Genomic DNA, 20,146 nt, shown 5'->3' on the forward strand with positions numbered 1-20,146 from the left:
GGCCACAAGTGACCCCGCGTTGCTTTTTGGGGGGAACAACGACGGCGGCCGTCCCACCTCGCGTGAGGTGGGACGGCCGCCGTCGTTATTGACCTGTTGCCGTATCAGTTGGCCGGGTAGTTGCGTTCCGGTTCCCCGGTGTAGAGCTGCCGCGGACGGCCGATCTTGGTCTGGGGGTCGTTGATCATTTCGCGCCACTGGGCAATCCAGCCCGGGAGGCGGCCAATGGCGAAGAGCACGGTGAACATCTTCTCCGGGAAGCCCATGGCCTTGTAGATGAGGCCGGTGTAGAAGTCGACGTTCGGGTAGAGCTTGCGCTGGATGAAGTAATCGTCAGCCAGGGCCTTCTCTTCGAGGCGCATCGCGATGTCCAACAGTTCGTCGTTTCCGCCGAGCTTGCCGAGAACTTCGTGGGCCGTTGCCTTAATGATCTTGGCGCGGGGATCGTAGTTCTTGTAGACGCGGTGTCCGAAGCCCATGAGGCGGACGCCGTCTTCCTTGTTCTTGACCTTCTCCATGTAATCCTCCGGCTTGATGCCGTCGGCCTGGATCTGGCGGAGCATCTTCAGCACGGCCTCGTTGGCGCCACCGTGGGCAGGGCCGAAGAGGGCGTTGATGCCTGCGGACACCGAAGCGAAGAGGTTCGCGTTGGACGAACCCACCAGGCGAACGGTGGAGGTGGAACAGTTCTGCTCGTGGTCCGCGTGCAGGATGAGCAGGAGGTCCAGTGCCTTGACCACAACCGGGTCCATCTCATACTGCTCAGCCGGGAGGCCGAAGCTCAGGCGCAGGAAGTTCTCCACCAGGTTCATGGAGTTGTCCGGGTAGAGCATCGGCTGGCCGATGGACTTCTTGTGCGCGTAAGCGGCGATGACCGGGAGCTTGGCCATGAGGCGGATGGTGGAAACTTCCACGTGCTCCGCGTTAAAGGGATCCAGCGAGTCCTGGTAGAACGTGGACAGCGCGGAAACGGCCGAGGAAAGCACCGGCATGGGGTGGGCGTCGCGCGGGAACCCGCCGAAGAAGCCCTTGAGCTCTTCGTGCAGGAGCGTGTGGCGGCGGATCTTCTGGTCGAACTCTTCCAGCTCCGTGGGAGTGGGGAGGTTCCCGTAGATCAGCAGGTAGGAAACTTCGAGGAAGCTCGAGTGCTGCGCGAGCTGCTCAATCGGGTAACCGCGGTAACGCAGGATGCCTGCGTCGCCGTCGATGTAGGTAATGGCCGAGGTGGTGGCCGCTGTGTTCATGAAGCCGGGGTCATAGGCGACGGCGCCCGTCTGCTTCAGCAGCTTGGAAACGTCGTAGCCTTCGTTTCCTTCTACAACCTTGATGCGCGGCAGTTCGAGTTCGCCGCCGGCATGGCGCAGTGTCGCGCTGGTGGTCTCAGTCATGGAGTCCCCTTCATGAGGCCTTTGGGCCTCTATCGAACGCTTGTCCAACCAACTTCTGGTGTCGCCGCCTTCGGCCCTACTGTTGCAGGGCTCCAACGGCCGAAGTGCTTTCTTAGAGAAGGCCACCATTGATAGTCAGTTAAAAAGCTACCGCCAGTAACCCTGCGGAACTAATCCGTGCCGTCCGGTTACTGGCGGAATAGCGCCATAAGTGGCGCAAGTCACAGCTTTGTTATGCGCCTGTACCCAAGCGCTCAACGGCGGCATCGATCCGCTCGTCACTGCCCGTGAGCGCAACACGGATGAAGCCGTTTCCTGCTTCTCCGTAGAAAACTCCCGGTCCCACCACGATTCCCAGCTCCGCGAACCGCGCCACGGTATCCCATGTAGGTTCGCCCGCCGTGGACCAGAGGTACAGTCCGGCCTTGGATTCCTGGATCTCCAGCCCGAACTTTTCCAGCGCCGGGACCAGCCGTTCGCGACGGCCGCGGTACAGGTCCTTTTGGGCGAGGACATGGCTGGCATCACCCAGTGCCACACGCATGGCTTCCTGGACGGGGTACGGAACGATCATTCCGGCATGCTTCCGGCTGTTTACCAGGTTGGCCATGATAGCGGAGTCACCGGCGACAAAGGCTGCACGGTACCCCGCGAGGTTCGACTGCTTGCTCAGCGAATACACACTGAGCAAACCGTCCGTGGAACCGCCCGAAACGCGGGGATCCAGGATGCTGGGCACAGCTTCTCCGCCGCGCTGGGCATCCCATTCGCCCCAACCGAGCTCGGCATAGCATTCATCCGAAGCCACCACCGCGCCGATTTCGCGGGCCTGGGCCACGATCCGGCGCAGCGACTCGACGTCGCGGACGCTTCCGGTGGGATTACCCGGCGAGTTGATCCAGATCAGCCGGACCTTCGCGCGGGTGGCAGGATCCAATGCATCGAGGTCGTCCGCAGCGACAGCCGTGGCTCCTGCCAGCGAGGCGCCGATGTCATACGTCGGGTAGGCAACCGTGGGGCGCACCACAACATCGCCCGCGCTCAGTCCGAGGAGGAACGGCAGCCAGGCCACCAACTCCTTCGACCCAACTGTGGGCATGACATCCTTGGGGTCCAGCCCCGGCACGCCGCGCCTGCTTGCAAACCAGTCCACCACAGCTTGACGCAATGCCTCAGTGCCGTGGACGGTCGGGTAGCCGTGCGCGTCTGACGCATTGGCCAAGGCCTCGCGAATCAATCCGGGAGTGGGATCCACCGGCGTGCCGATGGAAAGATTCACTACGCCACCCGGGTGCTTGGATGCTGTAGCAACGTAGGGCGCCATGGCCTCCCACGGGTAGTCAGGCAGGTTCAGGCCGAAAGCCGGCGCCGCGGAAATCAACGAAACTACCGCCCTTAGTGGTCTTGGTTCTGCGGGGGCAGTGCGGCAATGAAGGGGTGGTCCTTGCCCGTGTTACCCACCTTCGCAGCTCCACCCGGCGAACCGAGGTCGTCAAAGAACTCGACATTGGCCTTGTAGTAGTCGGCCCACTCTTCGGGAGTGTCATCCTCGTAGTAGATGGCCTCAACAGGGCACACAGGTTCACAGGCGCCACAGTCGACGCATTCATCGGGGTGGATATAGAGGGAACGCTCACCTTCGTAAATGCAGTCGACAGGGCATTCCTCAATACATGCCTTGTCCTTGACATCCACACACGGCTGCGCGATTACGTACGTCACGTCCCAGACCTCTCCACGGTTTGTCCCGGCGATGGCCGGGGTAATACTGCCGGCATCATGCCGGGCACTCAACTTCCGAGCCTATTATCCAACAGTGCGCCAACGCCAACCTAGCCCGCGTCTTAGTATGAATCCGTGACTTCCCCGCATTTGCCACCCGGACAGTTCCTTCGCAGCGCCGAGCCGGGAATCCGGGTCGTGGTGCGCTACAGGATCGACGAGGGCTTAACGGACGCGCTGGGCTACCTGCTGCGGAGCAGCGACAGCAGCTGCACCGTGCGGACCCGGACGTCCGACGTCGACATTCCCCTGGCCATGGTTATCGCCGCGAAAGAGGTTCCGCCACCACCGCCGCGCCGGGCTTCCCGAAGCGCAGGCGGCTGACAACCACGAGCATGATCATTGTCACTGCGCCTATGCCAAAGACCCACACATTGCCGACGGCGTCGCCCAGCACCAGTTGCTTGGCGGGGCCCGCAGACGACACAACACCGACGGCGGCATAGCTCACCACGCCGGCTACCGCCGTCGGAGCTATTGAGCGTGCCCACGCCCCCAGCCACAGCTGGACGGACGCCAGAAGCAACAAAGCCGCAGCGACTCCCCAGGCGACCTCGACGCCGGCCAACGGCACTGTTTGGCGGTGCAGGGCGGTTCCTGCGGCGGCAACGAAAAGAGCCGCCGGCACAGCCGCGGCAATGCCACGAACCGTACCGGCGGCTCCTCTCTTCATTCAGCTGTTCCTGACTGTTTCAGTCAGTGCAGGCTAGGACTTGGCGCGGGCGCGGTTGGCCTTGGCGCGCTCGTTGGAGTCCAGAATGACCTTACGGATGCGGATGGCCTCCGGGGTTACCTCGACACACTCGTCTTCGCGGGCGAATTCGAGGGACTCTTCGAGGGTGAGATCGCGCGGCGGCGTCAGGTTTTCGAAGGTGTCCGAGGAAGCGGCACGCATGTTGGTGAGCTTCTTTTCCTTGGTGATGTTGACGTCCATGTCATCAGCGCGGGAGTTCTCGCCGACGATCATGCCTTCGTAAACCTCAGAAGTGGGCTTTACGAAGAAGGAACCGCGCTCCTGCAGGTTGATCATGGCGAACGGCGTAACAACACCAGCGCGGTCGGCGATCATGGAACCGTTGGTGCGGTATTCGATCGGTCCGGCCCACGGCTCGTAGCCCTCGGAGATAGAAGCAGCAATACCGGCGCCACGGGTGTCCGTCAGGAACCGGGTACGGAAGCCGATGAGGCCACGGGCAGGGACGATGAACTCCATGCGGCACCAGCCGGTGCCGTGGTTGGCCATGTTGGTCATGCGGCCCTTGCGGGCAGCCATGAGCTGCGTGACGGCGCCAAGGTATTCCTCAGGCACGTCGATGGTCATGTGTTCCATCGGCTCGTGCAGCTTGCCGTCGATGGTCTTGGTGACAACCTGCGGCTTGCCCACGGTCAGCTCAAAGCCTTCACGACGCATCTGCTCAACCAGGATGGCCAGCGCGAGCTCGCCACGGCCCTGGACTTCCCAGGCGTCAGGACGCTCGGTGGGGAGGACCTTGATGGAGACGTTACCGATCAGTTCCTTGTCCAGGCGATCCTTCACCTGGCGTGCCGTCACCTTGGCACCCTTGACCTTGCCGGCCAACGGCGAGGTGTTGATACCGATCGTCATGGAGATCGCGGGATCATCCACGGTGATCAGCGGCAGCGGCTGCGGGTTCTCGGCATCCGTGAGGGTTTCACCAATGGTGATTTCCTCGATGCCGGCAACAGCAACGATTTCGCCCGGGCCCGCGGATTCGGCGGGAACGCGGGTCAGTGCCTTGGTGGCCAGCAATTCGGTGATCTTGACGTTCTTGAGCTCACCGTTGGCGCGGGCCCAAGCAACGGTCTGGCCCTTGCGGAGGGTTCCGTTGTAGATGCGGAGCAGGGCGAGGCGGCCAAGGAACGGCGAGGCGTCCAGGTTGGTCACGTGTGCCTGCAGCACGCCGTCCGGGTTGTACGTCGGAGCCGGGATGTGCTCAATGATGGTCTTGAAGAGGGGCTCGAGGTCCTCGTTCTCCGGTGCCGAGCCGTTTGCGGGCTGGTCCAGGGATGCGCGGCCAACCTTGGCGGCGGCGTAAACGACGGGAACTTCGAGGACTTTGTCGAGGTCCAGGTCAGGAACTTCGTCGGCGAGGTCGGAGGCGAGGCCCAGGAGAAGGTCCATGGACTCGTGGACAACCTCGTCGATGCGGGCGTCGGGGCGATCGGTCTTGTTGACCAGGAGGATGACCGGCAGGTGTGCGGCAAGGGCCTTGCGGAGCACGAAGCGGGTCTGGGGCAGGGGGCCCTCAGAGGAGTCGACCAGCAGGACGACGCCGTCAACCATGGACAAACCGCGCTCAACCTCGCCACCGAAGTCGGCGTGGCCGGGGGTGTCGATGACGTTGATGGTGATGGTCTCGCCATTGGACGACGGGCCGTTGTAGGCGACCGTGGTGTTCTTCGCGAGGATGGTGATGCCCTTTTCGCGCTCCAGGTCACCGGAGTCCATGACACGGTCCTCAACCTCACCATGGGAAGCGAAGGAGTTGGTCTGCTTGAGCATGGCGTCGACCAGGGTGGTCTTGCCGTGGTCAACGTGTGCGACGATCGCGACGTTGCGCAGATCGCTCCGCGACGCAGTGTTGGTGATGGTTTCAGACATGCGTTAATGACTCGTTTCAGTGGTGAAGTCAGCTGTTTGTATCCGCGCGCATACCTGATCGACTTGATCGGAACACACAGCGAAAAGACCCCGGGAGACAGGGCACCTAAAGCAAGTCTAAACGCAGAAGCATTTATGCGCCTAAAAAGCAAGCCATCGGCGGTCGGGATGTGGCGTCGCTCACAGCACATCACCGTTCAGTAACCGCACGTCCATTTGCTGGATTTTCCGGCTTTCGTGCCCCATGATTGCAGCAGAACCAGTGCCACACGGAGACCAACGATGCGCAAAGCCCCGGCAACGTTCCGCATGCTCGCACCATTGATCGCCGTCGGCGTTCTCCTGGTGGGATGCGGACAGAACCAAACACCCCTAGAACCCGTCCCAACGCGCTCAGCCGCGCCCGGGCCGGCCCAGACGTCCGCCGCGGAAAAACCCCTCCGCTCGGCGCCCTCCCCCACCGCGTTGAACCTGCCCGTGGGTTCGCTGTACAAGAACCCGGCGAACAACCGCAATGAACTGGTACTGGCCGACGTCCGCCACACCGCAGTATTGATCGGCGATTCTCAGGCAATGCCCAAAGACTCCTGGCCGCAGCAGGGCATTGCCGCCCTGGGATACAAGCTGCACGTAGTGGGCATGGGCGGGACAGGTTTTGTTGCCACCAACGGCAAGACGGGCAACTACATTGACGCGCTTCAGCGTGGCGACTGGGTGCTCCCCTATGGCGAGCCTCCCCTCATCGTCGTTGAGGGTGGCGGCAACGATGCCACCCAGCGGGCCACCGATGCCCAGATCACCAGCAATGCGGAGCGGCTTCTGGCGGCACTGACCAAGCGCTACCCGGGCTCCAAGCTCGCCATGATCGGTACCCTGGCCCGCGGCGCCAGCAACGGCGGCGCCCGACGCACCGAGGTGGACGCGCTCGTGGGCAGGATCGCGGCAAAGCACGGCATTCCGTTCGTCAGCGTCGGCGACTGGCTCACCCGATACAACGCCGTGGGAGATCTCCAGGATGGCGTCCACCTGAAACCCTCAGGGCACGCGAAGCTGGGGGCAGTCCTGGCCCACGAACTCACCGCGTTGGGCCTCACGGCGCGTCCTGACAGTGAAGCTGCGACACCGGCGCAGTAGGTCGCGTTGCGGGGCCTGCCCTACGCCCCAAGGTCTGGCTTTAGCCCGCGGAGCGGGCCCCACAAGCAGCTTTAACGGCAAGAGCCGGTGGTTCCCATCGAGGGGAACCACCGGCTCTTACTATTTGCGGATTTGTTGGAGTCCGACGCCGGGTCAGGCCACCTCAGGCGGCAAAAGCAGGGAACCACCGGGGATGGCATCCAGGAGCGCCCGGGTGTAGGCCTGCCGCGGGTTATCGAAGACGTCGTCCGTGCTTCCGGTTTCCACGAGCTTGCCCTTCTCCATGACGCAGACATGGTCGGCGATCTGCCGGACCACAGCAAGGTCATGCGTGATGAACAAGTACGTTAAGCCAAGGTTGTCCTGCAGTTCTGCCAACAGGTTCAGCACCTGTGCCTGGACCAGGACGTCCAAAGCCGAGACGGCCTCATCGCAGATGATCACTTCCGGGTCCAAGGCCAGTGCACGCGCAATCGCAATACGCTGGCGCTGACCACCCGAGAGTTCATTTGGGTAGCGGCGCATGGTCGACTGCGGCAAGGCCACCTGGTCCAGCAGCTCGCGTACCTTCTTCTCACGGCTGGCCTTGGTGCCAATCTTGTGGGTCCGCAGCGGCTCTTCGATGGTCCGGAAGATGTTGTACATCGGATCGAGAGAGCCGTAGGGATCCTGGAAGATGGGCTGCACCCGACGGCGGAACTTGAACAAGTCCCGGCTGTTCAGCGTGGAGGTGTCGACGCCGTCGAAAATAATCTTTCCGGACGTCGGTTCCAGCAGGTTCAGGACCATTTGAGCCACAGTGGACTTGCCCGAGCCGGACTCCCCCACAATGGCCGTGGTGGTACCACGCTTAACGGCGAACGAAACAGAGTCCACTGCCGTGAAATCAGTGGTCTTGCCAATGCCTCCACGGAGCTTGAAGACCTTGGTCAGGTTTTCAACCCTCAATACTTCCTCGGGAAGTGCTTTCTCCACCGCTACCGGCTCGGAAGGAGCCAGCAGCTCTTCCGATTCGATGCCTTGCTCCTTGGCAACCTGAATACGCCTGGACGCAAGCGACGGTGCGGAAGCAACCAAGCGCTTCGTGTACGGGTGCCTCGGATTACGGAGCAGTTCCAGCGACGGACCGGATTCCACCACCTGGCCTTTGTACATGACCACCACTTTGTCCGCCCGCTCGGCTGCCAGGCCGAGGTCGTGGGTGATGAGAAGGACAGCCGTACCCAACTCAGACGTCATCTTGTCCAGGTGATCCAGAATCTGGCGCTGGACCGTAACGTCAAGGGCCGACGTCGGCTCGTCCGCGATCAGCAGGCGGGGCTGGCAGGAAAGACCGATAGCGATCAGCGCACGCTGGCGCATGCCGCCTGAGAACTCGTGCGGGTATTGCTTGGCGCGGCGTGCAGCGTCGGGAAGGCCAGCCTCGGACAAGACCTTGGCAACGTCCTCGGGGCCGGACGGAAGACCGTTGGCTTTCAAGGTTTCCTTGACCTGGAAGCCGATCTTCCACACCGGGTTGAGGTTGGACATCGGGTCCTGCGGCACCATCCCAATGGAGTTGCCGCGGAGTTCGATCATCCGCTTCTCGCTGGCGTGGGCGATGTCTTCCCCGTCGAACAGGATCTCGCCGCCGGCTACCCGGCCGTTCCCGGGCAGCAGACCGATGGCAGCGAGGGCCGACGTCGACTTGCCGGAACCCGACTCGCCCACGATGGCCACCGTCTCACCGGGCATCACCGTAAGGTGCGCATTCCTGACGGCGTTGACCTCACCATTGCTGGTGGCGAAGTTGATCGCGAGGTTTTTGATCTCCAGCAGGGGACGCTCGGAGCCAGCGACTTCTTCCTTGACGTGAACTGAAGAGTTCATGGCTTCGCCTTTCATCGCTTACGCGCTTTGGGGTCGAGTGCATCACGCAGGGCATCGCCGAGCATGATGAAGCTCAAGACTGTAATCGACAGGGCAATAGCCGGGTAGAGCAAGGGCATCGGGTTTGAACGCAACGAAGCCTGCGCAGCCTGGATGTCATTGCCCCACGACATGACGCTCGGTGGGAGCCCAATGCCGAGGAAGGACAACGTGGATTCGGCCACGATGAACGTGCCCAGCGAGATGGTTGCAACCACGATGATCGGAGCCAACGAGTTGGGGAGCACGTGGCGCAACAACGAACGGAACTTGGAGACACCCAGCGAGCGGGCAGCAACCACAAAGTCGGCATTCCTGACTTCGATCACGGCGCCACGGGTAATGCGGGCAATCTGGGGCCAGCCGAAGACGATCAATATCAGTACCAGGGTCCAAACAGTGCGGTTCGCACGGAACACGGGCAGCTGCATCATGACAATGGCGCCGAGGATGAGCGGCAGGGCAAAGAAGATGTCCGTGAGGCGCGCCAACAGGGCATCAGCCCAGCCACCGTAGTAGCCGGCCAATGCACCAATGATGCCGCCAAAAAGAACGACGCCGATGGTGGTGAACAAGCCGACCGTCACAGACGAACGGGTGCCGAAGATGACGCGGGCATAAACGTCACAGCCCTGCTGGGTAAACCCCAGTGGGTGTCCGGCAGCGGGTCCGCCATCGGAGTTGGACAGCTGGCAGGCCTCGGAGGTGGGATCGATCTGCGAGAACAAGCCCGGGAACAGCGACACAACCACGACGGCGAGGATCATGATGGCCGAGATGATGAACAGCGGTTGCTTGCGCAGGTTCTTCCATGCTTCGCCCCAGAGGCTCGAAGGCGCGGAGTCTTCCTTGACCTTGTCCGTCGCCTGGAGAGGCGTTTCTTCAAGATCAGCAACGAAGTGTTCAATGTGGCGCGGGGCGGTGTCCTGCCCGGTCAGGTTATTTTCAGGAGTCATAACGGATCCTCGGATCAAGCCAGGCATACAGAAGGTCAACGAGCAGGTTGGAGAGACAGTAGATCAACACCAACACTGTGACGATGGAGACCACGGTTGGGCCCTCACCTGACAGGACGGCACGATACAACCGGTTACCCACACCAGGGACGTTGAAGATGCCTTCGGTAACGATTGCTCCACCCATCAGTGTGCCAAGGTCGGCTCCCAGGAAGGTCACGACTGGGATGAGCGAGTTGCGGAGAATGTGCACATTGATGACACGGAAGCGGGACAGACCCTTGGCCGTCGCGGTCCGGACGTAGTCGGCGTTCATGTTCTCGATGACGCTGGTGCGGGTGAGCCGCAGAACGTAAGCGAATGAGGCCAAGCCCAGAACGATGGCGGGCAGGATCAGGTCTTGAACCGTAGCCGCCGCGCTGACCGTGGGTTTGGCCCACCCCAGTTGCACACCAATGAAGAACTGCAGGATGAAGCCGAGCACGAAGATCGGGATACCAATGACAATCAGGGATGCGATCAACACGGTGCCGTCGAAAAGCTTGCCCTTGCGAAGACCCGCGACCAAGCCGAAGGCGATGCCGAAGACAGCTTCAAAAATCAGGGCCATGACGGCGAGCCGTGCTGTGACAGGGAAGACCTCGCCAAGCACCGCTGCGATCGGCCGACCGGAGAAGTCCTGGCCGAGGTCGAACGTGAAGATGCTCTTGAGGTAGAGCAGGTATTGGACAATGAAGGGCTGGTCCAGGTTGTACTGGGCCCTCAGCTTGGCCGCGACTGCCTCGTTGACGGGTTTATCACCGAACAGTGCAGCAATGGGGTCGCCAGGAAGGCTGAAGACCAGGAAGTAGACCAGCAGTGTCGCTCCCAGGAAAACGGGAATCAACTGGAGGAATCGTTTAAGGATATAGGTGGCCATCAGCTCACCACACCCCGATCAGCAGGCACCCGGGGCTGGGGTGCAGCGGAGTTGTTCATCAAAGAACCTTTTCGTCTGATGTGCAAACGTTCCATGCCAAGGCAGTGTAGGCCTGCACAAGGACGCCCAACCAGGGTTGGGCGTCATTGATTTGCAACGAGATAAGGCGGCGGAGGTGCTCAGTTGAGCACTTCCGCCGCCGAATCGCGCTTACTTGCCGGTGATGTTGTAGTAGAGCGGGACGCCGTCCCAGCCGTAGTCAACATTCGAGACGCCGGTGCTCCAGCCACCCTGTGCTACCTGGTACCACAGCGGGATGGCAGGCAGGTCCTTCAAAAGGATTTCCTGCGCCTTGTTCATTGCCTTGTTGCCGTCGGAAACACTCGGGGCGGACAGGCCATCAGAGATAGCCTTGTCGAACTCCGGGTTCGCGTAGCGGGCATCGTTGGATCCTGCACCGGTCTTGTAGATCGGTCCGAGGAAGTTGTACAGCGACGGGTAGTCTGCCTGCCAGCCGGCACGGATCGAACCGGTCAGCTTGGCCGAGGTCGCGAGATCGCGGGCTTCCTTGAAGGTGGCGAACGGAAGGCCTTCGGCCTTGATGCCGAGGTTGTTCTTGAGCTGGTTGGTCATTGCCTCAACCCAAGCCTTGTGGCCGCCCTTGTCAGCGTTGTAGGCAACGGTGAAGACGGTGTTCGGATCCCACTTCTGGATGGCATCTGCCTTGGCCCAGAGGTCCTTGGCCTTGGCGGCGTCGAACTTCAGGTTGTCAGAACCGGGGATGCTGTCGCTGTAGCCGTCCAGGACGGGAGCAGTGAAGTCCTTGGCCGGCTGGCGTCCGCCGCTGAAGATGACCTTGGTGATCTCATCGCGGTTGATGGCCATGGAGATGGCCTGGCGGCGCAGCTTGCCGGCTTCGCCACTCCATTCCGGCAGGTATTCCGGGATGGCGATGGTCTGGTTGCCGGCGTACGGCTTCTCAATGAAGCGATCGCCGAGGTCGGTCTTGAAGTTCTTCAGTGCGCTGGTGGGGATGACCTGCAGGATGTCCAGGTTGTTGGACAGCAGGTCCTGGTATGCAGCGTCGTCGTTCTGGAAGATCTTGAACGTCACGCCGCCGTTCTTGGCCTTGCGGGGACCGTTGTAGTCAGCGTTGGGGACCAACTGGATCTGCACGTTGTGCTGCCAGCCGTTTTCCGCCATCTTGTACGGGCCATTGCCTACAGGCTTCTCGCCGTAGGTCTTGGGATCTGCAAGAGCTGCTGCCGGCACGGGCATGAAGGCCGTGTAGCCCAGACGCAGCGGCCAGTCAGACTCGGGCTGCTTGAGCTCGACGGTGAACGTGGTGTCGTCCACGACCTTCAGGCCGGACATGGTCTCCACAGTGGAGCCTTCGGCGCTGGTCTCGTCGTAGCCCTTGATGCTCTCAAAGAAGGTGGCGCTGAGCTGTGCGTTCTTTGCTGCTGCACCGAAGTTCCACGAGTCAACGAACGTCTTGGCCGTGATGGCCTCGCCGTTGGTGAACTTCTGGTCCTTCTTCAGCTTGATGGTGAAGTTCTTGGCGTCGGGCGCCTCAATGGACTCCGCCAGCTCGTTGACAGGTTTACCGGACGGGTCGTAGCTGACGAGGCCAGAGAAGATCAGCGTGGCAATCTTGCCACCGCCAACCTCGTTGATGTCGGCCGGCATGAGCGGGCGCTGCGGCTCAGAGCCGTCAGCAATGATGACCTTGTTGGGGTCGCCCGCGGATGAACCGGAGTTGTTGCTACCGCCGCCACCGCAACCGGTGGCAGCGAGGGCGATGATCGCCGCTACGCCTAGAGCTTTGGAAGTGCGCGAGAAACGCATTCCGCCTCCTATGAGTCGGGGAGTTGAGCAGGGGAAATTCGTGATTCCCCCCAGGCACAGGCACAGTTTCCTACTGTGACGTTGCCTACATGTGAGTGTAAGCCTACCCACATTGCGTCCGGATGTTGGAACATGCTGGCCAAACTGTAACCGTTCCGCAACCTCTAGATGCCTAAAACGCCGGGAATTTCAAGTCAAACGCTACTCGGTGGTAGCATTCGCTGTCTGACAGCAGGACAGGAACCTTTTTCGCCTGCGTCGGGGCGCCGTCGGGCCGCCGTCGGGCATGTAGTTAGGCTGGGTGGATGGCGACAGTTATCCTCGTGCGGCACGGACGCACCACAGCCAATGCCTCCGGACTCCTGGCTGGCCGGGCCCCGGGCGTCAGCCTCGACCAGATCGGCCGCGACCAGGCAGCCGTCACCGGAGACCGGCTTGCGCCGGTGTCATTGGTCGGGGTGGTGTCGAGCCCTCTTGAGCGTTGCCAGGAGACCGCCCAGCTCATCCTTGACCGCCAGGACGGCTCGCCCTACTCCCCGATCGAACCTGCGCTCACCGAGTGTGATTACGGCCAGTGGCAGGGACGCAAGCTCAGTGAGCTTGCGGGCGAGGACCTGTGGCAAGTCGTACAATCCCAACCATCCGCAGCCGTCTTTCCCGGCGGCGAGTCGATGGCCGCCATGCAGGCCCGCTCAGTAGCAGCCATCAGGCGCCACGATGCAGCTTTCGAAGCCGAACACGGTCCGGAGTCCGTATGGGTGGCGGTCAGCCATGGCGACGTCATCAAATCCATCCTCGCCGATGCGCTGGGAATGCACCTTGACCTCTTCCAGCGCCTCAGCGTTGACCCCGCCTCGGTATCGATTGTCCGCTACGGCTCCCCTCGGCCTACCGTCGTCGCGACCAACACTGTGGCCGGCGATCTGTCCTGGCTCTCCAAGGCTGTGCCTTCCGGCGACGCTCCGGTTGGCGGCGGCGCAGGGCATACGACGCCGTGAGCGTCCTCTGCCTAGAATATTGACATGCCTACACGTGTTCACGAGTTTGCCTGGCCCGATCGGGTGGTGATTGGCACGATCGGTCTTCCGGGAGCGCGCACGTTCTACCTGCAGGTGCGCGCAGGGAAGCAGATCGTCAGTATCGCCCTGGAAAAACAACAGTCGGCTCTCCTGGCCGAGAAGATCGACGAGGTTCTCGACCAGCTCATCACGGTCGGAGGCAACCCCTTCAGCGTTCCCACGGGCACTCCCATTGAGCTTGTCGACAATGACCCGTTGGAGGCCGTTGAGGAGCAGTTCCGTACCGGAGCCATCAGCCTTGGTTGGGACCCAACAACGGCCCAAGTCGTCATAGAGGCCTACCCCATCTCCGAGCTTGATGATGAGGACGATGAGGCACTGGACGTGGACGATGCCACTGACGGCGAAATGCTGCTGGTGCGAATGCCGGTAGGCACCGCCCGTGCTTTCGCCAAACGCACCCGGGAAGTCGTGGGTGCTGGCCGTCCGCTGTGCCCGCTGTGCGGCAACCCGATGGATGCCGAAGGTCACGTCTGCCCCTCCCCCGGGTTCTGATGCCGACGCCGGACCTGCTGACCGCGGAGCTCACCCTCACCGGACGCATCACGACGGCATCCAACGCCACCTTCCTTGGCACCATCGGCGAACTCGTGGTGGTCTACAAGCCCAAGGCCGGTGAGAGCCCGCTCTGGGATTTTCCCAGCGGTACCCTGGCGCATCGTGAGGTGGCCGCCTATCTGGTCTCGGAGACCTTCGGGTGGGGCGTCGTTCCTCGCACGTGGCTGCGCGATGGCCCACTGGGAGAAGGAATGGTGCAGCTGTGGCAGGACCAGGACCCGGCCCAAAACGCCGTGGATCTGGTGGCTGCGGATTCAGTGCCGGAGACGGGTTGGAAGCGTGTTCTCGAAGGCCAGGACGAGAACGGACGCACCGTTGCGCTGGTCCACGAAGATACGCTGGCCCTCAGGCGCACAGCGGTGTTCGACGTCGTGGTGAACAACGCCGACCGCAAAGGTGACCACATTCTTGCCATGGCTGACGGACACCGGCACGGCGTAGACCATGGGCTCACCTTTCACCAGGACCATAAGCTGCGTACGGTGCTGTGGGGATGGATCGGGGACGCCCTGAACACAGATGAACTCGCCGGACTGGATCGTGTCCGCGACGGCCTCCAGGGCGAGCTGGGTCAACAACTGGCGGGGCTGCTCAGCGCCGAAGAAGTCGAAGCACTTGCTCTGCGCTGCGACCGCTTGCGCTCTGATGGGCAATTCCCCGCGCCCAGCGGACGAGCCTCGGCGGTACCCTGGCCGTTGTTCTAGGTGTGAACTCAAGCACTATCAAAGCCAATCCGCTGCTGCCGCCCGGCCGTCAACCGATTATGTACGCGAGTCCGCGCCCATCGGCAGCCACAGCGGCAGCAAACCGGCTGGCACGATGCAAGTACTCGGCGGCATAGGCCGCATCGGCATCCAGTGAAGTGCCGGGCGAGAGGCTGGCTATGATGTCGCCGTCACTTATGTGTTCAAGATCCCGAGCGACCGCCGCGACAGCGTCAGGCGGAAGTGCGCGCACCCACGGTCGCCAAGAACAGCCATCGTCGTCGAAATCCACTTGCCCCTCAAACATCTGATATGCCACCCTCGGCGTTGCGTCTGAACGTCGGGGAGCGGTCGCCCGCTGCAGGAATCTCCAGGCCTTATCAAGGTACAGGAAGTCACGTTCTGGAAGCGCCGGCACGGAGCCCACGATGCCCATCATGGAGCCTGGCTCGACTCCCCACGCGTCCGAGAGGGGATCGGATCCAATCATTGACTTCGGGTCAGCCAGTGCTTTCCCGGTCTGATCGCTGTCGAATGCATAAGCGTAATACCTGATTCCCATAAAGACAGTCTGGGCCGGACAGCGTGCTGCCCAGCCCACAAAACTGCCCTATGTGGAAAACGAGTGGCTGCCTGACAGGATCTCAATCTCCGCTCTGACGGCAGCGAACTGGCCCGAACTGCTAGACGTTGAAGCGGAACTCCACCACGTCGCCGTCGGCCATCACGTATTCTTTGCCTTCAATACGAACCTTGCCGCGGGACTTTGCCTCAGCCATGGAGCCGGCGTCGATGAGGTCGTCGAAGGAGACAACTTCGGCCTTGATGAAGCCGCGCTGGAAGTCGGAGTGGATGACGCCGGCGGCCTGCGGAGCGGTGTCGCCCTGGCGGATGGTCCATGCACGGGTTTCCTTCGGGCCGGCAGTCAGGTAGGTCTGAAGGCCGAGAGTGTGGAATCCAACGCGTGCCAGCTGGTCCAGGCCAGACTCACTCTGACCGTTCATTTCCAGCATTTCGCGGGCTTCTTCCTCGTCCAGTTCAACGAGGTCTGATTCCAGCTTGGCGTCCAGGAAGACCGCGTCGGCCGGGGCAACGAGGGCACGGAGTTCTTCCTGCTTGGCGGGGTCGCCCAGGATGCCTTCATCGGCATTGAAAACGTAGATGAAGGGCTTGGCCGTAAGAAGTCCGAGCTCCTTGAGGTGCTCCATCTCCAGTTTGTCGCTCTTGATGGAGGAGAAGATCGTGTCGCCGCGCTCCAGCACAGCCTGGGCAGCCTTGATGGCAGCCAGCTCGGCAGCTTCGCGCTTCTTGATCTTGACTTCTTTTTCGATGCGCGGGATCGCGTTTTCGATGGTCTGGAGGTCAGCCAGGATCAGCTCGGTGTTGATGGTTTCCATATCGGAGCGCGGATCAACCTTGCCGTCCACGTGGATGACATCCGGGTCATCGAACACACGGACTACCTGCGCTATGGCTTCGGCCTCGCGGATGTTAGCCAGGAACTTGTTGCCCAGGCCTTCGCCCTCGGAGGCGCCCTTGACGATACCTGCAATGTCCACGAAAGACACCGGCGCGGGCAGCAGCTTCTGGGAACCGAAGATCTCGGCCAGCTTGGCCAGGCGCGGATCCGGCAGGTTGACCACGCCGACGTTCGGCTCGATGGTCGCGAACGGATAGTTCGCGGCGAGCACCTGGTTACGGGTCAGTGCGTTGAAAAGGGTTGATTTGCCGACGTTGGGCAGTCCGACGATGCCAATAGTAAGAGCCACGAGCATTGATTCTACCCGTTGATACCTGGTCCATGCTTGTTCGGCCCAACGCTGTGGCGACCCCCACGGCCACAACCTCACTAAAACTGTCGTACCCCTGTGACAGGGTTGCCACATGGATGGATTTGGATTGGTTTTGGCACTGCTCATGTTGCTGATCGGCGCGGCCGTGGGCCTGGCTGCTGGATACGTCGTCTTCCGACGCCGGGGCGCCGGCTTGGAGGAGGACTTCGACGCCGTATCGTCGCGCCTTTCGGAGGTGACGGCGCAGCTCGCAGCAGCCGACGCCGAGCGGCGGCTTTTGTTTACACAGAACCGCGAGCTGAGCGCAGCAAGGAATTCTGACGGAAGTGTCCTGCGCGCCCTGGCGCCCGTGGCGGAAAAGTTGACCGCGGTGCAGCAGCAGGTTTCGCTGCTCGAACGTGACCGCGTTGAGCAGTACGGACAGCTCGCCCAGCAATTGCAGGACGCCCGTTCATCCGACGAACAGTTGCTCCGGTCAACCCATGCCCTTGCCTCTGCCCTGCGTTCCAACAGCGCACGCGGGCAGTGGGGCGAAGTGCAGCTTCGCCGTGTGGTTGAAGCTTCCGGGATGCTCAGGCACGTGGACTTCCATGAGCAGGTCCACTCGGGCCGCACCGAGAACACATTGCGACCCGACCTTGTGGTCCAGTTGCCCGGGGATAAGCAGTTGGTGGTGGACGCCAAGGTCCCACTGGCCTCCTACCTCGCGGCACAGGAACAGCTCCACGGAGACGGGGCATTCGGTGAATCGGTAACGCAAGCCTCCGCCCACGATTCCAAGACCCTCCTGGCCCAGCACGCAAAAGCCTTGAAGGCGCACATCGACGCCTTGGCCGGAAAGAAGTACTGGGACATCCCCGGGAACTCACCGGAACTGGTGATTTGCTTCCTCCCGGCCGAGTCCATCCTTGCCTCTGCCCTTGAGGCCGACCCCGGCCTGCTTGAACACGCACTGTCCAGGAACGTCGTCCTGGCATCACCCGGGACGTTGTTGGCAGTCCTCAAGTCGGTGGCCTTCACGTGGCGGCAGGACGTCCTCACCGACAGCGCGCACGAGCTGTTCGAGCTCGCCAAGCAGCTCTACGAGCGCATGGGCACCTTGGGAGAGAACGTCAGCAAGCTGGGAAGCTCCCTCAAGACGTCCGTGGACCGCTACAACGCCATGGTGGGCACCCTCGAAGCCCGGGTGCTCCCGACCGCACGGAAGTTGAACACCATGGACGATGCAGGCCTCACGGCCCCCATGTCCGTGGAAGCTGTTCCCCGGGCATTGGCAGCCCCGGAACTCCTTACGGAGGAGCCCCAAGAGTCTGCTGCTTAACGAACTGGCCCGCAGTGGCGACCACTTCCATCAGGAAGGGCGTCCGCTGCGGGCCAGATCCATAACAGCCTCTTGCTAGGACGTAGGACGGTTCCCGCGGCCACCCAGGGCCCGGGTCACGTCGCCGGCCTTTTTCAAAGTGGCCCGCAGCTCCTTGGGGAGCGAGAAGAGGAGATCTTCCTCCGCCGTTACCACTTCCTGGACTTCGCCATAGCCGTAGTCGGCCAGCAGGCGCAGGACATCCTGGACGAGAACTTCGGGGACGGACGCACCGGAGGTTACGCCGACGGTCGCGACGCCTTCGAACCAGGCTTCGTCCACCTCGTTGGCGAAGTCCACGCGGTAGGAGCTCTTGGCCCCGTACTCGAGGGCAACTTCAACCAGGCGTACCGAGTTCGATGAGTTAGCCGAACCAACCACAATAACCAAGTCAGCCTGCGGCGCGATCTTCTTGATGGCCACCTGACGGTTGGTGGTGGCATAGCAGATGTCGTCGCTGGGCGGATCCTGGAGCGTCGGGAAACGGTCCTTCAGGAGGCGGACGGTCTCCATGGTTTCATCTACGCTCAACGTGGTCTGCGAGAGCCAGATGGTCTTCTCGGGATCGCGCACTGTGACCTTGTCCACCTCGTGCGGACCGTTGATGATTTGGATGTGCTCGGGAGCCTCGCCGGCTGTGCCCTCGACTTCCTCGTGGCCTTCGTGACCGATGAGAAGAATGTCGTAGTCGTCCTTGGCAAAGCGCACGGCTTCGCGGTGGACTTTGGTGACCAGCGGGCACGTCGCGTCAATGGTGCGCAAGCCACGGTCCTCTGCCGACTGGACCACTGCCGGTGAAACTCCGTGGGCGGAGAAAATCACCAGTGCGCCTTCGGGAACCTCGTCCGTTTCCTCAACGAAGATGGCCCCTTGTTCTTCAAGCGAGCTGACCACGTGGACGTTATGGACGATCTGCTTGCGAACGTAGACGGGAGGACCGTAGTGCTCCAGTGCCTTTTCGACGGCAATGACAGCCCTGTCCACGCCGGCGCAATAACCGCGGGGAGCTGCCAACAGCACCTTCTTGGGACCCGTGACAGGTGCCGCTGCTTGTACCTCTTCCGGCGATCGCCGTCTCCGGGGCACGCTGGGCATCGGAATGGAAATTGCTGTGGAGGTCATCCCACAATGTTACCGGTCAGGCGATTATCCCCGGGCATAAGGTGATGGCCGTCTCGCGGAAATGATCCAAACGACGAAGCCGATCACCAACAATGCCGCCGAGACAAGGGCTGTCACCGTTGTCCAGGGACCGAAACCGGACTGGACTGCCGACAGGAACTTACCGGCGAACAGCCCCGCCAGTTCGCTGCCGTTGGAGCGGTTACCGACCGCGCCTGCAGCGACATTCAGTCCAGCCCACCAGAGACCCGCCACGGCCAAACCACCCAGTCCGAGGAACGCGAGGACCACCGGCCGCCTGCGTGCCACGAACAAAGCCAGCAACGCCGAAACGAAAGCTCCCAGGGCGGCAACCCACCACAAGGGGGCAAAGGTCGCGACCCGTTCCACCAGTTGGCGGTGGGACGGCTCACCCAACGAAATCAGCCTTTCAGAGGGGACATCCACGCGGACGCGCGTGGCCTCGGCAAAGTGGTCACGGATCAGCCTGACCAGGGGCGCAATGTCCAGGACCAGGGCCGTGGAAGCACCGGATTCTTCCGGCTGCCCAGCCGCACCGAAGTTCAGTTTGTGGCTGTTCCTTACTGTCTCTTCCCAAGCCTGCGGATAGTCGCTCCAGGACTGCATCCCGGACGCCGCCTGTTCAAGAACCCCGGCTGCCAGGGATTTGATGGGACCCGGGAGGTTGACTGAGGATTCGAAGGAGCCCACGGCAGCATCAGCGAGACGCGCCTGGAAATCGGGGTCACTGCCCAATCCACCGGCAATGCGGGTAAAGCCATCTTCCTGAACAATGTTCTGGTCCACCCACGCGGCTGGAACGGCGACGGCGGTGAGCAGGAGCGCGAGGATCACTCCCAGTGCTGAAACGAAAGTACGCAAGGTCATCCTCGGGGTCGGGGCCAGTGCCACCATCCTAGGTCTGTCCACATGATCCGAAAAATGTCGGAGCCACCGGTAAAGCTATGGATA

The 20,146-nt window shown here is 61.9% G+C and carries 19 protein-coding genes; 6 read left to right on the plus strand and 13 right to left on the minus strand.

All coding sequences use genetic code 11. The features are described 5' to 3' along the window. Positions 1-104 precede the first annotated feature (104 nt). From J2Y68_RS07970 to fdxA, 3 genes are all read right to left on the minus strand, one after another. On the minus strand, positions 105-1,388 hold the full coding sequence (locus tag J2Y68_RS07970; protein WP_024817462.1) for a citrate synthase: 1,284 nt from the start codon (positions 1,386-1,388) through the stop codon (positions 105-107). Positions 1,389-1,620: 232 nt separating this feature from the next. Continuing rightward, complete coding sequence (dapC, locus tag J2Y68_RS07975; RefSeq protein WP_309991932.1) at positions 1,621-2,769, minus strand: succinyldiaminopimelate transaminase; 1,149 nt, start codon at positions 2,767-2,769, stop codon at positions 1,621-1,623. A 14-nt stretch (positions 2,770-2,783) separates the two neighbouring features. Further along, entirely contained in the window at positions 2,784-3,110 is a 327-nt protein-coding gene (gene fdxA / locus J2Y68_RS07980) for a ferredoxin (protein ID WP_211711286.1), read from the minus strand. 135 nt (positions 3,111-3,245) lie between these two features. Here fdxA and J2Y68_RS07985 point away from each other — a divergent pair, with 135 nt between their 5' ends. Next, positions 3,246-3,494 carry a putative acetyltransferase gene (locus J2Y68_RS07985; RefSeq protein ID WP_309991935.1) on the plus strand — a complete coding sequence of 83 codons (249 nt, stop codon included), beginning with the start codon at positions 3,246-3,248 and terminating at the stop codon, positions 3,492-3,494. Here the strand turns inward: J2Y68_RS07985 and J2Y68_RS07990 are convergent. Then, positions 3,430-3,843, minus strand: coding sequence for a hypothetical protein (locus J2Y68_RS07990; protein WP_309991937.1), 414 nt, complete (start codon positions 3,841-3,843; stop codon positions 3,430-3,432). The genes J2Y68_RS07985 and J2Y68_RS07990 overlap by 65 nt on opposite strands. Positions 3,844-3,876: 33 nt before the next feature. Continuing rightward, the gene (typA, locus tag J2Y68_RS07995; protein ID WP_141285905.1) at positions 3,877-5,793 is read right to left on the minus strand and encodes a translational GTPase TypA; all 1,917 of its coding nucleotides are present in this window, start codon (positions 5,791-5,793) and stop codon (positions 3,877-3,879) included. A gap of 282 nt (positions 5,794-6,075) precedes the next feature. Between typA and J2Y68_RS08000 the strand changes: the two genes are divergently transcribed. Beyond that, the gene (locus tag J2Y68_RS08000; RefSeq protein ID WP_309991941.1) at positions 6,076-6,927 is read left to right on the plus strand and encodes an SGNH/GDSL hydrolase family protein; all 852 of its coding nucleotides are present in this window, start codon (positions 6,076-6,078) and stop codon (positions 6,925-6,927) included. 153 nt (positions 6,928-7,080) lie between these two features. Here J2Y68_RS08000 and J2Y68_RS08005 read toward each other — a convergent pair whose 3' ends face one another. The 4 genes from J2Y68_RS08005 to J2Y68_RS08020 form a co-directional block, all read right to left on the minus strand. Then, positions 7,081-8,796, minus strand: a complete 1,716-nt coding sequence (locus J2Y68_RS08005) for an ABC transporter ATP-binding protein (protein ID WP_309991944.1) — start codon at positions 8,794-8,796, stop codon at positions 7,081-7,083. Positions 8,797-8,807: 11 nt separating this feature from the next. After that, positions 8,808-9,791 carry an ABC transporter permease gene (locus J2Y68_RS08010; protein ID WP_309991947.1) on the minus strand — a complete coding sequence of 328 codons (984 nt, stop codon included), beginning with the start codon at positions 9,789-9,791 and terminating at the stop codon, positions 8,808-8,810. Continuing rightward, on the minus strand, positions 9,781-10,710 hold the full coding sequence (locus tag J2Y68_RS08015; RefSeq protein WP_235516911.1) for an ABC transporter permease: 930 nt from the start codon (positions 10,708-10,710) through the stop codon (positions 9,781-9,783). The genes J2Y68_RS08010 and J2Y68_RS08015 overlap by 11 nt, the downstream gene beginning before the upstream one ends. Before the next feature lie 210 nt (positions 10,711-10,920). After that, positions 10,921-12,558: a peptide ABC transporter substrate-binding protein gene (locus tag J2Y68_RS08020; protein WP_309991950.1), complete on the minus strand. Its 1,638-nt coding sequence runs from the start codon at positions 12,556-12,558 to the stop codon at positions 10,921-10,923. Between the two features lie 305 nt (positions 12,559-12,863). Between J2Y68_RS08020 and J2Y68_RS08025 the strand changes: the two genes are divergently transcribed. The 3 genes from J2Y68_RS08025 to J2Y68_RS08035 are packed head-to-tail and all read left to right on the plus strand — an operon-like array spanning position 12,864 to position 14,899. Beyond that, a complete protein-coding gene (locus tag J2Y68_RS08025) occupies positions 12,864-13,556 on the plus strand; it encodes a histidine phosphatase family protein (RefSeq protein ID WP_309991953.1) in 693 nt (230 codons plus the stop codon). 24 nt (positions 13,557-13,580) lie between these two features. Then, on the plus strand, positions 13,581-14,132 hold the full coding sequence (locus J2Y68_RS08030; RefSeq protein WP_309991956.1) for a DUF3090 domain-containing protein: 552 nt from the start codon (positions 13,581-13,583) through the stop codon (positions 14,130-14,132). Next, the gene (locus tag J2Y68_RS08035) at positions 14,132-14,899 is read left to right on the plus strand and encodes an SCO1664 family protein (protein WP_309991961.1); all 768 of its coding nucleotides are present in this window, start codon (positions 14,132-14,134) and stop codon (positions 14,897-14,899) included. Before J2Y68_RS08030 ends, J2Y68_RS08035 begins: the two co-directional genes overlap by 1 nt. A gap of 49 nt (positions 14,900-14,948) precedes the next feature. On the opposite strand, the gene J2Y68_RS08040 is transcribed toward J2Y68_RS08035, so the two are convergent. Together J2Y68_RS08040 and ychF are read right to left on the minus strand one after the other, a co-directional pair. Next, a complete protein-coding gene (locus tag J2Y68_RS08040) occupies positions 14,949-15,461 on the minus strand; it encodes a DUF1877 family protein (RefSeq protein ID WP_309991963.1) in 513 nt (170 codons plus the stop codon). A 121-nt stretch (positions 15,462-15,582) separates the two neighbouring features. Beyond that, the gene (ychF, locus tag J2Y68_RS08045; protein ID WP_309991965.1) at positions 15,583-16,668 is read right to left on the minus strand and encodes a redox-regulated ATPase YchF; all 1,086 of its coding nucleotides are present in this window, start codon (positions 16,666-16,668) and stop codon (positions 15,583-15,585) included. A gap of 115 nt (positions 16,669-16,783) precedes the next feature. On the opposite strand from ychF, the gene J2Y68_RS08050 reads away from it, so the two are divergent. After that, on the plus strand, positions 16,784-18,013 hold the full coding sequence (locus J2Y68_RS08050; RefSeq protein ID WP_309991968.1) for a DNA recombination protein RmuC: 1,230 nt from the start codon (positions 16,784-16,786) through the stop codon (positions 18,011-18,013). 75 nt (positions 18,014-18,088) lie between these two features. Here the strand turns inward: J2Y68_RS08050 and J2Y68_RS08055 are convergent, their stop codons facing one another. Both J2Y68_RS08055 and J2Y68_RS08060 read right to left on the minus strand, forming a co-directional pair. Continuing rightward, complete coding sequence (locus tag J2Y68_RS08055) at positions 18,089-19,174, minus strand: 4-hydroxy-3-methylbut-2-enyl diphosphate reductase (RefSeq protein WP_211711259.1); 1,086 nt, start codon at positions 19,172-19,174, stop codon at positions 18,089-18,091. 24 nt (positions 19,175-19,198) lie between these two features. Continuing rightward, entirely contained in the window at positions 19,199-20,062 is an 864-nt protein-coding gene (locus tag J2Y68_RS08060) for a hypothetical protein (RefSeq protein ID WP_309991971.1), read from the minus strand. Between the last annotated feature and the right edge of the window lie 84 nt (positions 20,063-20,146).

This window comes from Paenarthrobacter nitroguajacolicus, assembly GCF_031455195.1.
In the GTDB taxonomy this organism is placed as follows: Bacteria; Actinomycetota; Actinomycetes; order Actinomycetales; family Micrococcaceae; genus Arthrobacter; species Arthrobacter nitroguajacolicus_D.

Bases quoted from the DNA above. Each gene is read 5' to 3' on its own strand.
- J2Y68_RS08050 (WP_309991968.1), top strand. From the start codon at position 16,784: ATGGATGGATTTGGATTGGTTTTGGCACTGCTCATGTTGCTGATCGGC.
- J2Y68_RS08005 (WP_309991944.1), bottom strand. From the start codon at position 8,796: ATGAACTCTTCAGTTCACGTCAAGGAAGAAGTCGCTGGCTCCGAGCGT.
- J2Y68_RS08010 (WP_309991947.1), bottom strand. From the start codon at position 9,791: ATGACTCCTGAAAATAACCTGACCGGGCAGGACACCGCCCCGCGCCAC.
- J2Y68_RS08055 (WP_211711259.1), bottom strand. From the start codon at position 19,174: ATGACCTCCACAGCAATTTCCATTCCGATGCCCAGCGTGCCCCGGAGA.
- J2Y68_RS07970 (WP_024817462.1), bottom strand. From the start codon at position 1,388: ATGACTGAGACCACCAGCGCGACACTGCGCCATGCCGGCGGCGAACTC.
- typA (WP_141285905.1), bottom strand. From the start codon at position 5,793: ATGTCTGAAACCATCACCAACACTGCGTCGCGGAGCGATCTGCGCAAC.
- J2Y68_RS08030 (WP_309991956.1), top strand. From the start codon at position 13,581: ATGCCTACACGTGTTCACGAGTTTGCCTGGCCCGATCGGGTGGTGATT.
- J2Y68_RS08000 (WP_309991941.1), top strand. From the start codon at position 6,076: ATGCGCAAAGCCCCGGCAACGTTCCGCATGCTCGCACCATTGATCGCC.
- J2Y68_RS08035 (WP_309991961.1), top strand. From the start codon at position 14,132: ATGCCGACGCCGGACCTGCTGACCGCGGAGCTCACCCTCACCGGACGC.
- J2Y68_RS07990 (WP_309991937.1), bottom strand. From the start codon at position 3,843: ATGAAGAGAGGAGCCGCCGGTACGGTTCGTGGCATTGCCGCGGCTGTG.
- J2Y68_RS08040 (WP_309991963.1), bottom strand. From the start codon at position 15,461: ATGGGAATCAGGTATTACGCTTATGCATTCGACAGCGATCAGACCGGG.
- J2Y68_RS08020 (WP_309991950.1), bottom strand. From the start codon at position 12,558: ATGCGTTTCTCGCGCACTTCCAAAGCTCTAGGCGTAGCGGCGATCATC.
- J2Y68_RS08060 (WP_309991971.1), bottom strand. From the start codon at position 20,062: ATGACCTTGCGTACTTTCGTTTCAGCACTGGGAGTGATCCTCGCGCTC.
- J2Y68_RS08025 (WP_309991953.1), top strand. From the start codon at position 12,864: ATGGCGACAGTTATCCTCGTGCGGCACGGACGCACCACAGCCAATGCC.
- J2Y68_RS08015 (WP_235516911.1), bottom strand. From the start codon at position 10,710: ATGGCCACCTATATCCTTAAACGATTCCTCCAGTTGATTCCCGTTTTC.